This is a genomic window from Pontibacter sp. MBLB2868 (genome assembly GCF_051904785.1).
GTDB lineage: Bacteria > Bacteroidota > Bacteroidia > Cytophagales > Hymenobacteraceae > Pontibacter.
This window is the reverse complement of record NZ_CP196710.1, coordinates 2,808,989-2,826,790: the sequence shown is the minus strand read 5'-3', so window position 1 is coordinate 2,826,790 and position 17,802 is coordinate 2,808,989. Positions and strand designations below refer to the sequence as shown.

The window sequence follows — 17,802 nt, the reverse complement described above, 5'->3', positions numbered from 1 at the left end:
CCAAATATAGTTAATCAGCTATTCAGGACAGAAGGCCTTTTTAAATTAATTTTCTGAGCGAGCTCTTTTGCGTACTTGATGCAGCTTGATACTGACACACCTGCCTGCCAGTTTGCGGCTATAAACATGCCATCCTGCTCCAGTTCTTTCGCCATATCATGTGCATCCTCAATATACAGGTCGTACTGCGGAATAGAGTGCTCCCAAAGGTGGGTGTACTGGAATACAGGCTTTTCTGCACTGATGTTATACAGTTTACTGAGCTCGCCATGCACATTGCTCATAAGCTGGGAGCGTTCGGTTAAGGCATTAGTTGCGTACTGGGTGCCACCAACAAACGTAGTAATCAATACTTCGTGAGGCCGGCATCTTCCGTCAAACACCGAACTTGTCCAGAAGGAGCCGGCAGCAAATGTGTCTTCTACTTTAGGGTGCAGTGCACCAAAGCCTTTTAGTTCGTGGCCTACATCGCGCCTGTTGTATACAGAGTAAACCATAGCCAGGGGAGGGTAGTTGATGTTTTGGAGGGCTGCCGCCATTCCCGGAAAAGTGAAGTGCATGAGATCTGCAGCCTGGTAAGCCGGCAGAGCCAGTACAAGCATGCTGTATTCTTCTGTGTCGTAGTCGCCGGAGGAGGAGCAGGATATAACGTACTTGCCCTGGTTGCGAGTGATCATCTCTACCCTGTGTTCTGTATGCAGCGATACCAGTTTGCCGGCTATGGCAGTTGGTAAGGAGTTAACGCCGTCCACAAACGTAAACACATCGTGCGCACTGTCGGTATCTTTTTGGTGCACAAGGCCTTTTAGTACAGAACCGTATGCTGTCTCCAATGCCTTCAGTTTCGGCATAGTCTTGTTAATCAAAAGCCTGTCAGGGTCTCCGGCGTAAATGCCATTTATAAAAGGGTTTACAGCATACTCCAGAACACCTTTCCCAAATCGCCGCTCAAAAAACTGTGTGACGGTTTCGTAGTCGATATCGGCAGGAGGCACATTCTTTTCCTTCAGAATGCGGTATTTTGTTTTCCAGGAGAAAAAATTATTGGAAAGCAACGAGAACGGGGAAGTGGGTAACCTGTGGTAGTCGCCATCCCGGAGAACGTAACGATGTTCAACAGCAGGGGAAGCTGCCATTACCTCTTTCTCCAGCTTTAGTTCCCGTATCAGTTCCTGCATCTCGGATGAATACTGGAGCGAGTTTGGCCCTAACTCCAGTAAATAACCTCCGATTTTAAGGGTACGCAGGGCACCCCCTACTTGGGAACTGGATTCAAACAGATCATAGGCGATACCAAGTTTCTGGAGGTAATATGCTAATGCCAACCCTGAAATCCCCGCACCTATAATTGCTACTCTCATATATTTACCTCCTCGAAATCTAAATAACCTGTGGCTTGGGTCTATTTATATAAACAGTTTTTTTGCACATCTGTTACACTCTTACCCTAAAAGGTAATGTACTTCAAACGAAGTTTTAGTTAATTTAGCGCCCTAACTACAAATGCTTGTTATGCAGCAACACAAATGCATCTTCCTGGATCGTGATGGCGTACTAAACCGCGAACGCGGTGAGTATACGTATAAACCGGACGAGTTTGATGTGTTGCCCGGCGTGCCCGAAGCGCTAAAACTGCTGAAGAAGAACGGTTATTTACTGATCGTGGTTACGAACCAGGCCGGCATAGCTAAAAAATTGTACTATAAAGAGGATGTTTTGGCTTGCCACAACAAGTTGCAAACTAGCTGCAACAATATAATTGATGCAATTTATTTTGCTCCCGGTCATCCTGTTTCTTCGGAGTCCCTGTCTCGCAAGCCGGATAGCCTGATGCTGGAGCGAGCGATAGCGAAATTTCATATTGACCCTTCTGAAAGCTGGATGATAGGGGACTCGGAACGTGACATTCAGGCGGCGGCTAAAGTAGGTGTGCGTTCTGTGTTAGTAGGAGATAAGTATGGCCCTAATGCCCATGTGTATCAGGCAAAGGATTTGTGGGAGGCGGCGCAATTAATACTTAACTCCTGAGTTCCGGTTTCATATTCAAATATTAATCGTTTGCGCTTTATTGTAAGTAGCAAACAGATTTACACAAATAGAGATAAAGCTAAAAAGGCAGCCCGGAACATTCCGGGCTGCCTTTTTACTTATGATCATCTGAGGGTTATGCCTGCTTTACCAGCTGTACTTCACCCTGAATTTTCAACTCTTCGCCAAGCATTACGCCACCTGTCTCAAGTGCAGCATTGTAGTTGATGCCCCAGTCCTTGCGGTTGATCTTTCCGCTGATAGAGAAACCTGCTTTTACATTGCCCCAAGGATCTGTGGCGATGCCGTTATGCTCCACAGAAAGCTTTACCGGCTTGGTAGTATCTTTAATGGTCAGGTCACCGAAAAGGTTGAAGGTATCTTCATCCACGCGTTCCACTTTAGTAGAGACAAAGCGCATGTTCGGGTGAGCCCCAACCTCAAAAAAATCTGCATTGCGCAGGTGCTCATCACGTTGTTCGTTGTTAGTATTGATAGAAGCCACATCAATGTCAGCCACTACCGTAGCGTCTGCAAAAGTATCGCCATTCGTAACAGCCTCTGCATCAAATTTAGAGAACTTGCCTGTAACGTTAGAGATCATCAGGTGCTTGATCTTAAATCCTAGTTCGCTGTGAGATAGGTCCAAAGACCATTTTGTTGTTGCCATAATAATTGGTAATAAAATTAACTGTTAAAACTTGTAATTAATGATGTTATAATAACTAACACTGTTAGGTGTAACGCAAAAAAATATTATGCTTTCATACCTGAAATAAATCCGCGGATAAAGTCCTTCAGCACCATCTGGTTTAGATCTTCCTTGCTTTCGCCGGTACCCATCATGTTGATAGATATCAGGCCATGCAGCATTGACCAGAACGTATGCAGCTTCAGGAACGGATCGGTTTCAGGGTGTTTGCCGCTAGCGATCAACTCCTTGATTGGTTGCAGGATCAGTTCACTGAACGTACTAAGCTCGCTTATCTGGTTTACCGTTTCGCAGGAAGGTATGCCCAGGCCATACATCACCTGGTAATAGGCAGTATTGTCGAAAGCAAATTTCCAGTAGGCATAGGCCATGGCCTCCACCTGCTCTTCAGGGCTCGTAGCTTTGTCTCGGGCTTTAATCAGCGCGTCGTTCAGTTTCCGGAAACCTTGCCTGGTAAGCTCCAGCAGAATAGCTTCTTTATTTGCAAAATGGTCGTAGATCACGGGTACGCTATACTCAATAGCTTCCGCAATTTTACGGATAGAAAGTGCCTGCCATCCATCCTGAACTACCAGTTGCCAGGCAGCCTCCAGAATAGAAGCGCGAATCTCCTCTTTATGCCGTTTCTTTCTTTCCGCTATTCCCATTTGTTTTTATGTCTGTTATTATACCTAACAGTGTTAGCAAAAGTATGGTTTCATTTTTGAATTACAAAATCGAAGTGTAAACATGGTTTATTTCTGCCATCAAAATTGTTGCCCGGGTAAAGTAACAGTATCTGTAAAAATGACCTTAAAGTAGCTATGCCCCAGATCATGTAGTATAAAAACCACAGAACTTCTGTAACAGTTAAAAATGCATCGAAAAAAGAGACTTTTGTCACGTAAGTTTAGCAGATGATCGTAGTATCTTTGTCGTGCAAACCAAAAAACATAAAGAAATGAGCCAGGGAAATTCGCTTTTATATGGGGTTTTTACAGCTAAGTGCCCCAGGTGTAGAGAAGGAAATATGTTTCCTTCAGGAACCTTGTACAGCACAAAGTTTGCCGACATGCATGAGAACTGTCCCTGCTGCGGACAACCATTAGAACCTGAGCCGGGCTTCTACTATGGAGCGATGTATGTTAGCTTCGCTTTTAATGTGGCCATCTTCTTAGTTGCTTTGTTTATACTTTATCAATTTATAGAAGATGTAACCATAGCTATGATGATGGGTGTTGTGGCTGTTGTGGTGGTGGGCTTACTCCCTATCATCTTCAGGTTATCCCGGGCGCTTTGGATTTACATTTTTGTAAAGTATGAGGGGCCATGTAACCAGATACCTAATAAACTTAAGGTATAAATAAAAAACAACTTTCAGGATTCTCTGGCAGTAGTTCTCTTCTGTTACGATAGAGGGCGATACTACTTTATATAGCCGGAGCAGCACGCCCTTGGTAAAGCAGAAAATAAGAGGTGTAGTTTTTTATTGACTTCAAACGCAGTAAGTTCTTAGGTAACAACTCTCCTGAAACACCCCATTCCGGGATAACATTTTTAAGTACAGGATCTGGCAGCAAGGTACTATCCGGACAGAAAATGTGCAGGTGACAAATATAGTTTGTGCAACTTCTTTTGCACTTTCATTGAAAGAACCACGTAAAACTTTTATTTATAAAGTATAACACGTGTTTTAATGAACAGAACCTTTACAAACAACCCTCAAACTAATAATTCTACTGCGAAAAAAGCTTGGACCTGGGGTGCTATACTTGCTTTTATTTTTGTAGTTCTTTTGCTCTTCAAGACCCTGTTCAGTATTATACTGTTGACTTTTGCAGGCCTTTTAATAGCTGTTTATTTCGTTGCCTTTGGCGGTATGCTGCGTAAGATTCTTCCGCTTCCAAAATCCTGGTCTGTTTTTGTGTCTGTTTTCATTAACCTGGTGCTGTTAGTCGCTTTTTTCTGGTTTGTCGGCGATAGGTTGACACAGCAGATCTCGCAGTTATCCGAAACCTTACCGCAAACAGTAGAACAGGCCAGGGCAAGACTAGGCGAAAGCAGCATCGGTCAGAAAATTATTGACCAGCTTTCCGAAACCGCCAGCTCCGAGAAAACCAGTGCCATTGCAAGGAGCTTTTTTTCTTCAGCCTATGGAGTTGTCAGTGATCTATACATTGTGTTACTGATCGCTCTTTTTCTTGCTGCAAGCCCATCACTGTACCGTAGGGGAGTAGTCCATTTGCTTCCGCCTAAGGCAAAAGATAAAGGCGTGGATATTTTAGACAAACTTTATGAGGTGTTAAAAAAGTGGTTGATAGGGCAAATCATAGGTGTCTTTTTTATCGGTATCCTAACCGCTGTCGGTTTAATTGTAGTTGATCTTCCGTTGGTTCTTACACTTTCATTAATTGCGGGCCTGATGAATTTTATCCCCAACTTTGGTCCTATCATTGCTCTGATTCCTGCCGTGCTACTCGCTTTTATGCAGGGTACTTCCACAGTACTGATTGTGATTGCATTCTATACCGGCATTCAAGTGCTTCAGACAGCTCTAATGACGCCACTTGTTCAGAAGAAGATGGTAGACATACCACCTCTCCTTATTATTGTGAGCCAGATAGCAATGGGTACCTTGGGTGGATTTTGGGGAGTGTTGCTTGCGATGCCGACTGTTGCTGTTTTAATGACTCTCATCAATGAACTGTATGTGAAAGAGCAGTCATATCATAAGTATGAGTTCCAGGAAAAATAGCCTGCAGCACCTCTCTTGATCTGGGGTTATAGGTATGCCCTTTCCATTCGTTTCCATTACTTCGCCATCAAATGGGGCTACCTTTTCATCCGGCGCCAGTGTAACAATAGCAGCAAATGCTTCTGATCCGGATGGCTCGGTCACTAAGGTTGATTTCTATGCCAACGGAACCTTAATAGGAACAGACACGAGCAGCCCTTATAGTATAAACTGGACAATAGGCTCCGGCACATACGCATTAACTTCTAAAGCTACCGATAATGCCGGTGCAGCTACAACTTCTGGCAGTGTTTCAGTTACAGGGCAAAGCGGATCTGCTTCATCCATGTCTGTTGCGGCTATTGTTACAGGTACTGCCAGCGCAGGCGCCGGAAGTAAATATGGTTTGGCTACAGTTACTGTAAAAGATAACCTTGGGAATCCTGTATCTAATGCTACTGTGTCGGGTACGTTTTCAGGAACATTTAGCGAAACCAGAAGCGGTACTACAGGGGCAAACGGGACAGTGAATATTATGACCGCTGCTTCAGCCAAAGGCGCTTTAACCGTAGATTTCTGTGTGAATAGTGTTACTCACAGTACCTTAGCATACAACGCTTCTCAGAATAGTATTACATGTACCGGAGCAGCCTCAAGTAACATCAGTAGCAGCAGTGTTCAGAATATTGAGAGCAGCACTAGTTTACCAGATGCTGCTGTAATTCAGGCTTACCCAAACCCATTGAGGGGTACATTGTATCTGAAAGTAAACCTGCCTGAAATTAGCCAGGTGCAGATAACCTTGTACGATATGCGTGGGGTAACAATTGAACAAGTACCAGCCACTGCGTTACCTGCCGGAAGCCATATTTTAAAATTTGATAAACAACTTAAAGATTCAGGTTTATACTTAATTAAGGTAAGGGTAAATGACCAGGATTATCAGATTAGGTACGTTAATCTTAATTAAGAAGCTAGCTTTAGATTACCATTTTAAAAGAAGAAGCCCCTGTAAGGACAAACTTACAGGGGCTTCTTCTTTTATATAGCGTCGTGCTTTCTGGAAATGGTAACAACAATGGCGAAAAATACCCACTTATGAGTATTGGAAATAGAAAGCAATGGAAGCTACATTTGTTTTTTTATTAGCAGTCTCTAACTATAACCCGACGCTTATACAAAAAGATCTACTAACCTCATTTCTGCCTGTTCTTTATCTGTGAGCAGCTTAAGGGCAATTATCTGCATGCCCGGATTTTACAGACCATATCAACATTCATGATCTTATACCTGCAGTTCTTACTGCATGGCACCGCTTTTTTTTTAACGAGCTGGTTCATAAGCTATGAGCAAGTTCATAATTCACCTTTAAAACTTTAAAATGAAAAAAATTTACCTTTTGTTTTTCACACTCCTGGGCGCATTTGCTGTGCAGGCGCAGGGGCCGGTAACTACTGCGCAGGCCACCACCACAGAGAACTTAGGCCGTACGTTTGTTGGGGTAACCTACTCCCGCCAGGTAACATTCTCTGAAGAGATCTATGATTTTGAAACATCTTCTATCTACGGTTTCAATGTGCTGCTAGAGAAATATTTTGAGCCAGGAGATGCCAATAAAGCTCCATCAAAAGGTTATGGTTTAGCTTCGACAAACTATTTCGGATACTCCGAAAATCTAGGCAACGGTGAAATCTATAATGGGTCAAGACATTATGCTACAGCATACCTGTTTAAAGAGATATCTGTGAAGGATATTGTGACATTTGGTGGTCTGGCAGGTGGCGGTATTTGCTACACCCGCGGCACAGCCGACGAGAGCAATAGCGTAAACCCCGGAGAATCTGCAGGTGTGTTTGGTGGTGGCACTCATATTGGCCTGTTCGCGCAACGAGGGCTTACTATAGGTGCATCAGGCAAGCCGTCTTCGCTATTACGCTTCGGCTACGACATCTTTATCATGTCCAACGCAAACGGTACGTTGGGTGCAAACTTATCTATCAGCTTTTAAATTATTCCGAAAATGAAGAACAGATCAATTATATACCTGCTATTAGCGCTATTTTCTTTTACTTTTTCTGGATGTGTAAGTGATGCAGAAGAAGATTTTATGTTGATTGCCGAAAAAATTAAAAATGGGGACGGTGGTACAAGCAGCAGCAGCTCTTGCCCTGTAGGTAGATGGAGAACCCCTACTTGTAACGGCGCAGGCTATCTGATCTACAACTTTGGTAGCAATGGCGAAGGCTACAGTGAGAACCCGGACTGCAATGGTATATGCACCCCACTCAAGTTCTACTTCAGGTACACAGTAAGTGGCAACACGATCTCTTATACCTTCACCCGTACAGACGATGTGATCTGCTCTGGCAAAAACCAGGGACGCCCCAATGTGCCGACCGGCAATTATACTATTAACTACACCTGTCAGAAAGGTGGGGCAGAACTAGTAACGCAAGTTTCTACCAACGGTGCAATACGCACAACTGTTTTTACCAGAATGTAAGACAATAACATCTTTTCTATTAATAACATTAATGTTGTAAGTCTGCTCATTTAACACCTGGGAGTAGTGTTTTAATAGGCTTACCTGATGTTTCGGCAGTTTTTGTAGTTGGTTTGTTGGTGAAAACACCAACAACGGCAGAAAAAGTATGAGGGGCCAAGTAACCAGATACCTAATAAACTAGACCACTAGCCAGGCAAGTGTCATTACCCGCAGCAAACGGAGCATACTTTCTGCTTTTGAGCGCGCACGTAAAATTGTAGCAGGTTGGGTTATCCTGTTGCAGTTAACGTAAATTCGATCCTAAAATACATGGTAAGGCCGAGGGTAACGCTATTTTTACCCCCGGTTACTACCAGCAATTCAGGAACCCATTAATATCGCTGCTGTCTTACTTTAACGGGAAGTATAAAGCGTTTACCTGACTATTTTGAACGCAAAGTAACCGTTACCGGTAGCCATCCAGGTTCTGATCCAGATCGGTAGCAGCATTTCAGTGCCCCGGGCTGTGGTAATGTCTCCCAGGTCAATTATATCTGTCCAGTTAAACTGACTTAGAATATCAGTCACTTCTGCTTTTGCTTCAGAGTTGTTTCCGCTCAGGAACATTGTTGGGTCACCACCGCTTTTTTTAGCATCTACCATTACCTCGCAGTTCACAATGTTCAGGGTTTTTACCACATTCGCTTCCGGCAGCAATTTCTGTATCTCTTCTCCCAGTGAGTTGGTGTTTGTTAAAGTGGGGATAAGGGATGGTGGCATGCCTTGCGAGAAATCCAATGGGTTGGCGATATCGATTATCGTTTTGCCCTTGAAGTTTTCCAGGCCCGCCATTCTGAACACGTCCAGTGAATGCTCCCCTTTGGTGCAGTTAAATACGACCTCCCCGAACGCAGCTGCATCTGCAAAAGTACCCGCAGAGGCCTTGTCGCCATTTTTCTCTACCCAGGACTGTGCTTTTTCGTTATCAGCCGTTCTGCTCCCCATCATTACCGCATACCCCAGGTTTATTAATTTAGTACCAATGGTGTTTCCTACCACGCCGGTACCTAAAACTGCAAAATTTTTCATCTAAGTGTTTGGTTTATAGTTGCTGTTAAAAGTATAGTAACAAAACTAAGTATAGTTGATTACCTTTGCAATAACTGTCAAACCTGACAGTATGAAATTAATTTTAAAACCTGGCCTATGCTGATTCAAGACAAGGAATACGTGTTTGACCTATACGATAAAACATATCATTGTGCCATGGATGTGACGATGCATTTTATCGGGGGTAAGTGGAAAACGGTAGTGTTGTGGTACCTGCGAAACAAGACGCTCCGGTTCGGTGAATTAAAGAAGCAGATCCCGGATATCACGGAGAAAATGCTCAGCCTTCAGCTAAAAGCCCTGGAAGAAGACGGGCTTGTTAAAAGGGAAGTGTATCCGGAGGTGCCACTTCGGGTTGAATATTCATTAACTGATTTTGGTAAAACGCTGGTACCTGTACTGGACGCCATTGCAAAATGGGGACGAAACCTGGGAGAGACCGAAGGGAAGTTACGGGAAGTGAACCCATAAGCTTTGCCTTAAGAAGGCAAATCAGTATATAAGCTAATAAATTTAATTTTATGCAAGAAACACCATCACGGGATAAAAGAGCCCTGCAACAACTTTACAACGACGTACTTCCTGCACTTGGGCAGCACATCCATAAGAACCTGGAGCCGGTTATACCCCTGTTCGAGAACTTTACGCTGGAGCGCTTGCTCGACACCTGGACCAAAGATCCGGCAGATCCTGATAAAGAAGTAAGTATAGACAACGGCAACGTGCAGCACATGGGGCTCAGGCTTCGGCTGGAAGGTTTTAACAGGGCAGGGGCAGAACCCTTCGATATCACCAAAGACCTGCTGTTCAAACTGGAGCCTGACAGCTACATGGTAACTCCCGATAAGAATACCACCTGGCTTGCAAAACCATACTTACAAAACTGGGTGCAGAACGAGTATGAAAGTATCGCCTCCAGGTGGGTTGATGAACTGGTGGATGAGATCACAGAGAAGTTAGGCGGGTAGAGCGTGTGCTTTTATGAATAAGCTAAAGCCGGGCCCACGGGTTTATACCTGCACCTTTCATCTTTAGGTAGAGCAGCAGCAGGTAGATCATGTCAAAAATAAAGATGCTCACATACAGCAGAACCAGCAGGTAAGAGCCGGGGAAGTACATGTAAAGCAGAACGGAAGGGAATAGGGTACCGATCATTTTACTCAGTGCAATGTAAAGCGACTGCCCTAAGGGGCTGTTGCGCTTTAGTAGCAGGTGGATAAAGAGAACGGACATCAGTAAGTTCTGACCAAAAGCGGCATACACGCCATTCAGGTCATTAAACTCCCGTGACAGCAGCAAAATGAAGAGGAAGGACAAGGCCAGGGTGAGCAGAAAGCCGGGGTAGAAGAACTCGCCAGGCAGATGCTCCGAAAACTCCTTTTTGCCATACATCAGGTACTGCACCAGAATACCCGCATCCAGGGCTAACCAGGCATAATCCACGTAAAGCTGCGGGGTGCTGTGCGGGTGCACGAACGAAAAGATAAACTCCCAGGAGAGGTTAGCGCAAAGCGCCACCATCGGCATGCCATAGCTTTTGTCTGCGAAGCCGCGCCGCAGGATAAGCAGGTAAGTTATTGACCAGAAGATACCGCTGGCTATCTTAAAAATGACATCGATGGTTGGGTCTACATCAAGCGGGTTTTGTAGCATCTGCGTTCATTCAAATTAGCTGTCAGGTTACTTTGCAGCCGCTTCTTTGATTACTGCATCCAACTGTTGGCTGCTCTCAATAAGCATGTTGCAGATATTCTGAAGGTTCTGGTCCAGCTCCATCCGCTCCAGTACTTTTGCAAGACCCATTATATTGGCCAGCGGCTTCCTGACGACATGGGACTGGTAAAAGGCGATTTCTTTTAAAAGGGATTTTGCATCCTTGAGCTGCTCGTTGGAGGCTGTGTAGTCGGTAATGTCGTAGCCCAGGCAGAACATGCCCGCCGGGTTTCCATGCTCATCTAACAAGGCTTTATACTCCCACTGTGTGATAAGGTAACCTCCTTTGCCATCGTGCTTGTGGATAGTAGCCGGAAAGGTACTGTCTGGATGTGTGAAGCATTTGCCGGCAACCTCCTCGCATACTTTGGTGTCATCCGGATGCATCGTCATCTCATACGGCTGCCCTACTATCGTCCCGTAAATATGCTTAAAAGCATTGCTGTAGCAGTTGTTCACATAGGTGTACCTGCCCTCCATGTTGGTGGAAATGATGTAGTAGAACGTGGAGTTCTCCAGCAGCCTTTTGGTCTCTTCAAAACTGGTCATTTAACAAAAGTTGGGTGTTTTGTCTGTTAAAGTACAATTTCTTTTCCGGATGGCAAGGAAGAGAAGCTTTTGTTAATCTCACTATTGCAACTACTCCAGGAAGTCTTTTTGCTTCGAATTGTAAATGAGGAAGCGGATGAACAGGCTCTCCAAGGCTTAGGTGCTAGTGTTAGTTTGCCAATTCGAAGCGGGCTACGAGAAACTGAAAGGGAGTGGTTTCTGCTAAATCATCATTAAAGGTATAGTTATACCGGAAAACCAGCGTACTGGAGAACAGCCGCAGGAAACGCAGGTCAATTAGCAATTCTGCGCCTGTACTGTTCAAGTTACCTTGCTGCTCTACCAGCTCAACCTTAGAATAGTCGAAGAAGACATTTGTGCGCAGACGCTGCAGAAAAGCCACCGGCCCCAATGAAATATCTGGGTACCAGATCGGCAACTCATAATTAGCGGAAATTACGGCAATTTTCTCGAAAGGGTCAGGCTTGTAACCGCGTGGCATCACAAAATCATCGGCAAAGCGGTAGGTTTGCTGTACGGCCTCTTTTTTCCAGCTACCTCGGAAGTTTAAGGAATGCGTACGCGCAAAGCCGGGAAAGAACAGGGCACCGGCGGCCACCATTCGTTCCGGTTCTTCATCAAAAGCTTTATGATATTCAAAACTGGCGACCTGGCCCCAGCGTGGCTGCACCTGCTGGCGTGCGCGTTGCAGCAAGCGGGTAAATGTTATGGTGCTCCGGAGTCTGTTGAAGTCTAACTCCCCGGTGGTTTGCTTCTCGTTCAACGGGTCAACAAAGTCTACCTTGTAATGGGCGAGTGCCCCACCAACTTCCAGGTTGGTGAAGTACTTTCCCTGCGTGAGTCTAAACGGAAATCTTACTCCACCTGAAACATACTTTTCTGTCCATTCCTGGTCCCTTACCTCAAGTTCATTGGCATCTCGTATCTCTGCTTTTTTACGTGTCCGGAGGCCATACTCCAGATCCAGGATGGGATATAGCGCGGCATAGGCCAGGTTAACTTTTGCTCCTAAAGCATTTTCGTTGGTGTTATAGAAGGCTCCTATTGTGCCACGCAGGGTACTCATCAGGTTGCGTGTATAAAAGTCGATGCCATACTGGTTGTTGCCGAGGGTAGGAAACCAACCATAAATATTGAACAAGCCATCGGTGAGGGCATGATATTTTCGAATTTGATAATCGCTGGGGAAAGTAGTGGCGGCAAGGTTCTGCTTCTCCGCTGCGGGTAATGGGTCCAGGAAAGGGAGTTCTGCAACCTGATCAGGGGGCAACTCCTCCCACCGCTGTGGGTTTAGGTCTGTTTCTTCCAGCTGGTATCCCCTGGCTGTATAGTTACTGTAGAGCAGCTTTTTACCATCGGGTGAAACAGTCGGGTCAAAAGCCCCGAACCGCACGGAGGTTACCTGGTATACTTTTCCGGTGGTCCGGTTGTAGGCATAAATGTTATTGATGCCTGTGTAGCCGCCGGAGAAGAATACATACTCGCCAAAGGCGAAGGGGCGCGATAAAGGCACGTTCGTGAAGGGCAGCAGAACGTTGGTTGCACCGGTTTCGATGTCTGTCTCGGTTATACGGTTTCCTTTCTCCGTTACCTCCAGGGCTATTATACTATTTCCCTGTTCACCCCAGCGCGGCTGCGCCAGTTGTGTACCATCCGCTATAGGCCATTCCCGCAGTAGTTCTCCTGTTCCGGAATCAAGTATGACTAAAGAATTGTGACCAAACTTATCTACGTGCACCGCTGCGATTTTACTTGCGTCAGGAGAGGGGGCGGGAGCGAAGTAGCGGGTTTTAGAGGTAAGTTTTTTTGTTTCGCCGGTACGGGTGTTGTAGGTCTTGATGATGGAGTAATCCTGGTTTACCCACCGCTCATCGTAGGCAGCCTCTGCCCAAGTTATAAATTCGCCCGCACCCGAAAACATGAGGTGATCTTCGGTATAAACGCCATAGGGAAACAAGGCTTCCTCTTCCCCTCCGGGAGAGATTCTGTAAAACGTTCTGATCTCGTCCAGGGCATCTTTCAGGGCTATGACGGATCCGTCTGGCAGATAATGCGGGAAGCGGTAGTTGGTATAGTTTGTTCTGCCGGATTTGGTGATGACGTTGGCAGGCGTAAGCGTTGTACTTTTATCTGTTTGTTGCCAAAGGCTGTCCAATTCCTGAATGGTTGCCTGGTACAGCATTTCGGTACTGAGTCCGGTATACTTTTTTAAGCTGCGGGTAAACGCATAAACCGGAAGGCTGTGGTGCGTTTCGTAAAGTACATCATGCCAAATGGTATTGCCATAATCCCGGCGTGCCTTGCTTGTCATGTAATAGCCGATGCGGTAAGGGTTCGGGATGAAATCCTTGAAAGAAGATGGGTAGTTAAACTTTTCATAGTTATACCGGTAACCGGATAGGAGCAGGGCGCGTGTTTCCATATGAAAACGGGGTACCTGCCCCCGCCCGGCGTTTGTTAAAGCAGTTTCGGTTACCACGGCATCTCCCTCCCTGAACCACAGAGGCTGGTTTACCAACGCATTCAGCAGCCACCCAGTCTGGCCCATCAGTACCTTAAATGGAAGCACAGTGCCTTGGTTTGCCATATGGAACTGCTGACTATGGCGGTACTCGTGGGTGGTAAGGTATGTTAGCCAAGGCGTGGGACCGGTAAAGAGGTTTTGTGGGGGCGTTATATAAAACTCGTTTCGCCATGGGGCAGGTGTGGAAAAACCTGCAGGCATCGCAGACTGGTTTTGCAGGATGGTAGGGATGCGTTTCGTTCGACCAGTGCCTACCAGGCTGCTGTCGTGCAGCTGTTGCCAGGCCATTATTCCTGCAGCCCGGAAAGCCAGGGAATCAAGGCCTTTCGGGAAGATTACCCTTCCGGCAGGCGCATCTATTTGCCGCCACTCTATAGACGGAGGATTGAGACCTATTTCTTCCTGGGCCGATACAGTTAGTGTAAATAGGAAAAAGCAGAAAGTAAGTGTTCTGGTTCTGAGCATAAACCTTTGTGTTTTATTACACAATTATACTCTTCTAACGCAGGAAAGGCTGCTGGTAGTTAACTGATTACTATTCGTAAAGCCAGCGCAAAAGGTAATCTTCACCACATCCTAAATTGGTTCGATTTTACTGTTTAGCAGGACTTAGGTGTTTCAATGCTACGGCATCGGACTTCGAGGGTATAACTATGAACAAAGTTGAGTGTAAGTGTCAGATCTGGAACTGCTCCAAGTCTGTCTCTGCACTTTATACCGACTTCTATACAGATTATAGCTTCTTAGAGGAGCTTCAGAGGCTTAAGAAGGTTGAGATAAAGGAAGTGCCACTTGAGTTCTGTACGCTCCACCTAGTGCCTTTAGATAAGACTACGATAAGGTTCTATGACAGACTAGAGAACAAGAATAGAAAAACATTAGAGAATTTAAATCAACAAGAAAATGCCAGTAGCAAGAAACAGAAAAAAGAAGAACAGTCAGAACAATTTTAGATATAAGGCTGCTCCGCCTATGTGTATTCATGAGCTTTTTAGGTTGCAAACAAATCCCTGCAGGAAATGTGGAGGAGTAAGGAACGAATTCAATTATCAGGGGCTGCCTAAAGAGCAGCAACCACACTGGAAAGAAACAGGAATGTTAGATTTAATAGACTACTTCTTGTACTGCCCATGCTGTGAAGAGTACTCAGCTATGTTTATGACAGAAGAGTTTTAGCAGAAGAACCGGTGATGCCGGTTTTTTTGTTATTATAAAACATTAAAAATGTACTATATTTGGAATAGGAACTCGTTTAGTGAAAATGTTTGTGGAGCATTAATGATGGAAGATAAATTCAAGCCTCAGGTCCAATATGTGCATAAGCCTGAAACAGTAAGAGTGGAGGTAGATCCCAATGACAAGGAAGAAGTTACTACCACTTATACTTATCCTGTGCATTCATTGCAGGATGATGTAAATGATAGCATCATAAAAGTTCGTTCAAGTGTTTTAAAAAAAATAAGGGACAAAATAGAGCCATATAAAAGTAAGAAAACAAATTTTTCAGATTTACTATTGAGTATCGCTTCAACACTAACAGGAATAGCAATTGGAGCGCTATACTCTAATCTTAAATTAAACACTTATTTAGGAGGGTTTACTTTTATTGTACTCCCAATCTTAGCTGCTATTTCAGGTACATCTTATTTTTTTATTAGAAAGGAAAATCGAAAGGCATTAAATGATTTTGCAGAGGAACTGCTTTTAGAAATACCTAATCCTCAACAAACTGTAAATAATCAAAAATGAATATTGAAAATATAAGCACTCAATTATTATATACTACTTTCCCAATATGGGCAGAAATGAAAGACGGTAGTATAAACTCTGGTACTGGTTTTATCTACAACTCGCCTATGAAAGGGGCTGAAAATATCTTTATTCCTTTACTTGTAACTAATTATCATGTAATTAAAGACTCTTTAAAAGTTTATACTGAGTTTGTAAAGAGTGATGGGAAATCTCCACAAACAGGAAACAAAATTAGGGTTGAATTAAACTCAAGTATGTTTTCAGCTTTTGCAGATGTAACAAACGATTTAGCTGTTCATCCTATCGCCCCAATCATTTCTGGGCTTGAAAGGAATAACTATAAAGTATTCTTTCGCTCGCTTGATCCCTCCATAATTCCAGATGAAGAAACTATAAAGAAGTTTTCTGCTATGGAGGAGATTATTTTTATTGGATACCCTAGTGGTTTGTATGATACTGAAAATTCTTTTCCAATTGTAAGAAAAGGGATTACAGCTACTCCTGTATGGAACAGGTTTACAAATCAAGAAAAGTTTCTTATTGATGCAGGTGTTTATCCTGGTTCAAGTGGTAGCCCCGTATTTATATACAATCAAGGTAGCTACGCTACTGAAAATGGTGTGACAATAGGTACTAGACTATTTTTTTTAGGTGTATTATCTGAATCCATAATAAGCTCCTCGAACAATAAACCAAATTACTTCTTAGGATTAGGTAGTGTTATTAATACAAAATGTCTATTAGACTTCGTAAACAAAACTACTGAAGTATTAATGTCAAATAACTCTATTAGATAGCTAGTTTGAGAACTTGTACTCTTTAATGTTCTCTAGAAAAGATAATCCGTCCCCTGTACCGTCCCCGAAAACAAAAAAGGCCTGTAAGTTTTAGCTTACAGGCCTTTATATTTGTTAATTGTACCTTGGGCCGGACTTTATTGGGTTCTTAATGGCTGCGATCGAATTAAAACATGCGTTTACAGTGTGTACAGGGGTATGTTAACACATTATTATACTTGTTAACATATTTTACCACAACTTCTGCCACCTATTCTGCCACCTAGCTCTGATATGAACTATAAATAGTTTCAAAAAAGGGATTTACGCTGAATCATTATATATACATTGTTGTCCAATAAGTGAATTATTTTCTCCATGATAATAACTAGCTTTTACTTCCTAATCGCTTTTACCCTTATGGCGGTTCTTGATGAGAATGTTTATACTTAATATTTTTCTGATTAAGCTTTTGTTATAGCAAGCATAATTAGAATGAGTTTTGTATATGTATTAATTTGAATATATTTGTATTAATATTAATTGAATACAAAAATAGTATGAAAAAGAACTACATATTGGGCATTTTAGCTGCAGTACTGCTCACATCTTGCTCTCCTACAGCTTATCAAGTGATGGAAACAGCATCAGCAGACGTGAAAACAAATGGCAGCTCTTATGAGCACGTGGGAGAGGACTTAGTGGTAAGCTATAACCTTTGGGACGAGACCGGTAAAATACGGTTTAACCTCTATAATAAGTCTGATGCACCAGTATACGTTGATTTGGATCGGAGTCATCTTATAGTAAATGGTCAAAGCTTTGATTACTACAATGACACAGAAACAAGCACAAGCAATAAAAGTGCTTATTCCAGGCCGGCATATCTTGCGTCTTCTGTCAAAACAAGCCAAGTAGAGGTGGCTACTAAAATCAAACCCAAAAGAGTTGTTGAAATACCACCCCACAGTTTTTTTAGCGTAGGTGGCTTAACAATCACAAACGGTATAAAAGATTGTGGCATAGGTAAAATGAAAAATGGAGTAGCTGCTTCTGAAAGTTATAGCTCTGAAAATTCACCACTTCAATTCCGCAATTTTGTGACTTACAGCCTCAACTCAGATTTTGGTAATCCAGAAACGATTGATAATAGTTTTTATGTGCAGCGGATAGTTAATTTAACTTGGACCGCGCTACAAGGTAAGCCAGTAAAGTATAAAGATTGTCCTGATGACAACTTTTCAAAGCAGGGTTATGAGCTGCCTTACAGTAAGCCTCAGAACATTCGTGTGGAGTTAGTTAAGAAGTAGTTAAGGCTTACCTACATAAAAGAGGCCTGCTATAAATAATAGCAGGCCTCTTTTATGTAGGTACCAATTTTAATCTTAACTCAGCTAATCTACAGCTGTTAGGTTTTGC

19 protein-coding genes are annotated in these 17,802 nt (G+C 43.6%); 12 read left to right on the top strand and 7 right to left on the bottom strand.

Annotation, left to right across the window (positions count from 1 at the left end):
* Positions 1-14: 14 nt before the first annotated feature.
* Positions 15-1,361 (bottom strand): protoporphyrinogen oxidase, encoded by a 1,347-nt coding sequence (gene hemG / locus ACSX1A_RS12060; protein WP_439879899.1) that lies wholly within the window; start codon positions 1,359-1,361, stop codon positions 15-17.
* A 151-nt stretch (positions 1,362-1,512) separates the two neighbouring features.
* Between hemG and ACSX1A_RS12055 the strand changes: the two genes are divergently transcribed.
* Positions 1,513-2,028, top strand: a complete 516-nt coding sequence (locus tag ACSX1A_RS12055) for a D-glycero-alpha-D-manno-heptose-1,7-bisphosphate 7-phosphatase (protein WP_439879898.1) — start codon at positions 1,513-1,515, stop codon at positions 2,026-2,028.
* Between the two features lie 136 nt (positions 2,029-2,164).
* Here the strand turns inward: ACSX1A_RS12055 and ACSX1A_RS12050 are convergent, their stop codons facing one another.
* Both ACSX1A_RS12050 and ACSX1A_RS12045 read right to left on the bottom strand, forming a co-directional pair.
* Complete coding sequence (locus ACSX1A_RS12050) at positions 2,165-2,698, bottom strand: YceI family protein (protein ID WP_439879897.1); 534 nt, start codon at positions 2,696-2,698, stop codon at positions 2,165-2,167.
* An 86-nt stretch (positions 2,699-2,784) separates the two neighbouring features.
* A complete protein-coding gene (locus tag ACSX1A_RS12045) occupies positions 2,785-3,387 on the bottom strand; it encodes a TetR/AcrR family transcriptional regulator (protein ID WP_439879896.1) in 603 nt (200 codons plus the stop codon).
* A 362-nt stretch (positions 3,388-3,749) separates the two neighbouring features.
* Between ACSX1A_RS12045 and ACSX1A_RS12040 the strand changes: the two genes are divergently transcribed.
* From ACSX1A_RS12040 to ACSX1A_RS12020, 5 genes are all read left to right on the top strand, one after another.
* On the top strand, positions 3,750-4,082 hold the full coding sequence (locus tag ACSX1A_RS12040) for a DUF983 domain-containing protein (protein ID WP_439879895.1): 333 nt from the start codon (positions 3,750-3,752) through the stop codon (positions 4,080-4,082).
* 333 nt (positions 4,083-4,415) lie between these two features.
* Positions 4,416-5,474: an AI-2E family transporter gene (locus ACSX1A_RS12035; RefSeq protein ID WP_439879894.1), complete on the top strand. Its 1,059-nt coding sequence runs from the start codon at positions 4,416-4,418 to the stop codon at positions 5,472-5,474.
* A gap of 34 nt (positions 5,475-5,508) precedes the next feature.
* On the top strand, positions 5,509-6,423 hold the full coding sequence (locus ACSX1A_RS12030; RefSeq protein WP_439879893.1) for an Ig-like domain-containing protein: 915 nt from the start codon (positions 5,509-5,511) through the stop codon (positions 6,421-6,423).
* A 411-nt stretch (positions 6,424-6,834) separates the two neighbouring features.
* Entirely contained in the window at positions 6,835-7,461 is a 627-nt protein-coding gene (locus ACSX1A_RS12025; RefSeq protein ID WP_439879892.1) for a hypothetical protein, read from the top strand.
* A gap of 12 nt (positions 7,462-7,473) precedes the next feature.
* A complete protein-coding gene (locus tag ACSX1A_RS12020; RefSeq protein ID WP_439879891.1) occupies positions 7,474-7,956 on the top strand; it encodes a hypothetical protein in 483 nt (160 codons plus the stop codon).
* 417 nt (positions 7,957-8,373) lie between these two features.
* Here the strand turns inward: ACSX1A_RS12020 and ACSX1A_RS12015 are convergent, their stop codons facing one another.
* On the bottom strand, positions 8,374-9,027 hold the full coding sequence (locus ACSX1A_RS12015; RefSeq protein ID WP_439879890.1) for an NADPH-dependent F420 reductase: 654 nt from the start codon (positions 9,025-9,027) through the stop codon (positions 8,374-8,376).
* A 117-nt stretch (positions 9,028-9,144) separates the two neighbouring features.
* On the opposite strand from ACSX1A_RS12015, the gene ACSX1A_RS12010 reads away from it, so the two are divergent.
* Complete coding sequence (locus ACSX1A_RS12010) at positions 9,145-9,519, top strand: winged helix-turn-helix transcriptional regulator (RefSeq protein ID WP_439879889.1); 375 nt, start codon at positions 9,145-9,147, stop codon at positions 9,517-9,519.
* A gap of 50 nt (positions 9,520-9,569) precedes the next feature.
* The gene (locus ACSX1A_RS12005) at positions 9,570-10,016 is read left to right on the top strand and encodes a hypothetical protein (protein ID WP_439879888.1); all 447 of its coding nucleotides are present in this window, start codon (positions 9,570-9,572) and stop codon (positions 10,014-10,016) included.
* Between the two features lie 22 nt (positions 10,017-10,038).
* Here the strand turns inward: ACSX1A_RS12005 and ACSX1A_RS12000 are convergent, their stop codons facing one another.
* From ACSX1A_RS12000 to ACSX1A_RS11990, 3 genes are all read right to left on the bottom strand, one after another.
* On the bottom strand, positions 10,039-10,701 hold the full coding sequence (locus tag ACSX1A_RS12000; RefSeq protein ID WP_439879887.1) for a hypothetical protein: 663 nt from the start codon (positions 10,699-10,701) through the stop codon (positions 10,039-10,041).
* A gap of 27 nt (positions 10,702-10,728) precedes the next feature.
* Positions 10,729-11,310, bottom strand: coding sequence for a PAS domain-containing protein (locus ACSX1A_RS11995; protein WP_439879886.1), 582 nt, complete (start codon positions 11,308-11,310; stop codon positions 10,729-10,731).
* Between the two features lie 169 nt (positions 11,311-11,479).
* On the bottom strand, positions 11,480-14,320 hold the full coding sequence (locus tag ACSX1A_RS11990; RefSeq protein WP_439879885.1) for a hypothetical protein: 2,841 nt from the start codon (positions 14,318-14,320) through the stop codon (positions 11,480-11,482).
* Between the two features lie 188 nt (positions 14,321-14,508).
* Between ACSX1A_RS11990 and ACSX1A_RS11985 the strand changes: the two genes are divergently transcribed.
* The 4 genes from ACSX1A_RS11985 (at position 14,509) to ACSX1A_RS11970 (ending at position 17,693) form a co-directional block, all read left to right on the top strand.
* Positions 14,509-14,808 (top strand): hypothetical protein, encoded by a 300-nt coding sequence (locus ACSX1A_RS11985; RefSeq protein ID WP_439879884.1) that lies wholly within the window; start codon positions 14,509-14,511, stop codon positions 14,806-14,808.
* Positions 14,809-15,133: 325 nt separating this feature from the next.
* Positions 15,134-15,604, top strand: a complete 471-nt coding sequence (locus tag ACSX1A_RS11980; protein WP_439879883.1) for a hypothetical protein — start codon at positions 15,134-15,136, stop codon at positions 15,602-15,604.
* The gene (locus ACSX1A_RS11975) at positions 15,601-16,404 is read left to right on the top strand and encodes a S1 family peptidase (RefSeq protein WP_439879882.1); all 804 of its coding nucleotides are present in this window, start codon (positions 15,601-15,603) and stop codon (positions 16,402-16,404) included. The genes ACSX1A_RS11980 and ACSX1A_RS11975 overlap by 4 nt, the downstream gene beginning before the upstream one ends.
* Before the next feature lie 497 nt (positions 16,405-16,901).
* Positions 16,902-17,693: a hypothetical protein gene (locus ACSX1A_RS11970; protein ID WP_439879881.1), complete on the top strand. Its 792-nt coding sequence runs from the start codon at positions 16,902-16,904 to the stop codon at positions 17,691-17,693.
* The last annotated feature ends 109 nt before the right edge of the window (positions 17,694-17,802 follow it).

Bases quoted from the DNA above. Each gene is read 5' to 3' on its own strand.
- hemG (WP_439879899.1), bottom strand. From the start codon at position 1,361: ATGAGAGTAGCAATTATAGGTGCGGGGATTTCAGGGTTGGCATTAGCA.
- ACSX1A_RS12055 (WP_439879898.1), top strand. From the start codon at position 1,513: ATGCAGCAACACAAATGCATCTTCCTGGATCGTGATGGCGTACTAAAC.
- ACSX1A_RS12050 (WP_439879897.1), bottom strand. From the start codon at position 2,698: ATGGCAACAACAAAATGGTCTTTGGACCTATCTCACAGCGAACTAGGA.
- ACSX1A_RS12045 (WP_439879896.1), bottom strand. From the start codon at position 3,387: ATGGGAATAGCGGAAAGAAAGAAACGGCATAAAGAGGAGATTCGCGCT.
- ACSX1A_RS12040 (WP_439879895.1), top strand. From the start codon at position 3,750: ATGTTTCCTTCAGGAACCTTGTACAGCACAAAGTTTGCCGACATGCAT.
- ACSX1A_RS12035 (WP_439879894.1), top strand. From the start codon at position 4,416: ATGAACAGAACCTTTACAAACAACCCTCAAACTAATAATTCTACTGCG.
- ACSX1A_RS12030 (WP_439879893.1), top strand. From the start codon at position 5,509: ATGCCCTTTCCATTCGTTTCCATTACTTCGCCATCAAATGGGGCTACC.
- ACSX1A_RS12025 (WP_439879892.1), top strand. From the start codon at position 6,835: ATGAAAAAAATTTACCTTTTGTTTTTCACACTCCTGGGCGCATTTGCT.
- ACSX1A_RS12020 (WP_439879891.1), top strand. From the start codon at position 7,474: ATGAAGAACAGATCAATTATATACCTGCTATTAGCGCTATTTTCTTTT.
- ACSX1A_RS12015 (WP_439879890.1), bottom strand. From the start codon at position 9,027: ATGAAAAATTTTGCAGTTTTAGGTACCGGCGTGGTAGGAAACACCATT.
- ACSX1A_RS12010 (WP_439879889.1), top strand. From the start codon at position 9,145: ATGCTGATTCAAGACAAGGAATACGTGTTTGACCTATACGATAAAACA.
- ACSX1A_RS12005 (WP_439879888.1), top strand. From the start codon at position 9,570: ATGCAAGAAACACCATCACGGGATAAAAGAGCCCTGCAACAACTTTAC.
- ACSX1A_RS12000 (WP_439879887.1), bottom strand. From the start codon at position 10,701: ATGCTACAAAACCCGCTTGATGTAGACCCAACCATCGATGTCATTTTT.
- ACSX1A_RS11995 (WP_439879886.1), bottom strand. From the start codon at position 11,310: ATGACCAGTTTTGAAGAGACCAAAAGGCTGCTGGAGAACTCCACGTTC.
- ACSX1A_RS11990 (WP_439879885.1), bottom strand. From the start codon at position 14,320: ATGCTCAGAACCAGAACACTTACTTTCTGCTTTTTCCTATTTACACTA.
- ACSX1A_RS11985 (WP_439879884.1), top strand. From the start codon at position 14,509: ATGAACAAAGTTGAGTGTAAGTGTCAGATCTGGAACTGCTCCAAGTCT.
- ACSX1A_RS11980 (WP_439879883.1), top strand. From the start codon at position 15,134: ATGATGGAAGATAAATTCAAGCCTCAGGTCCAATATGTGCATAAGCCT.
- ACSX1A_RS11975 (WP_439879882.1), top strand. From the start codon at position 15,601: ATGAATATTGAAAATATAAGCACTCAATTATTATATACTACTTTCCCA.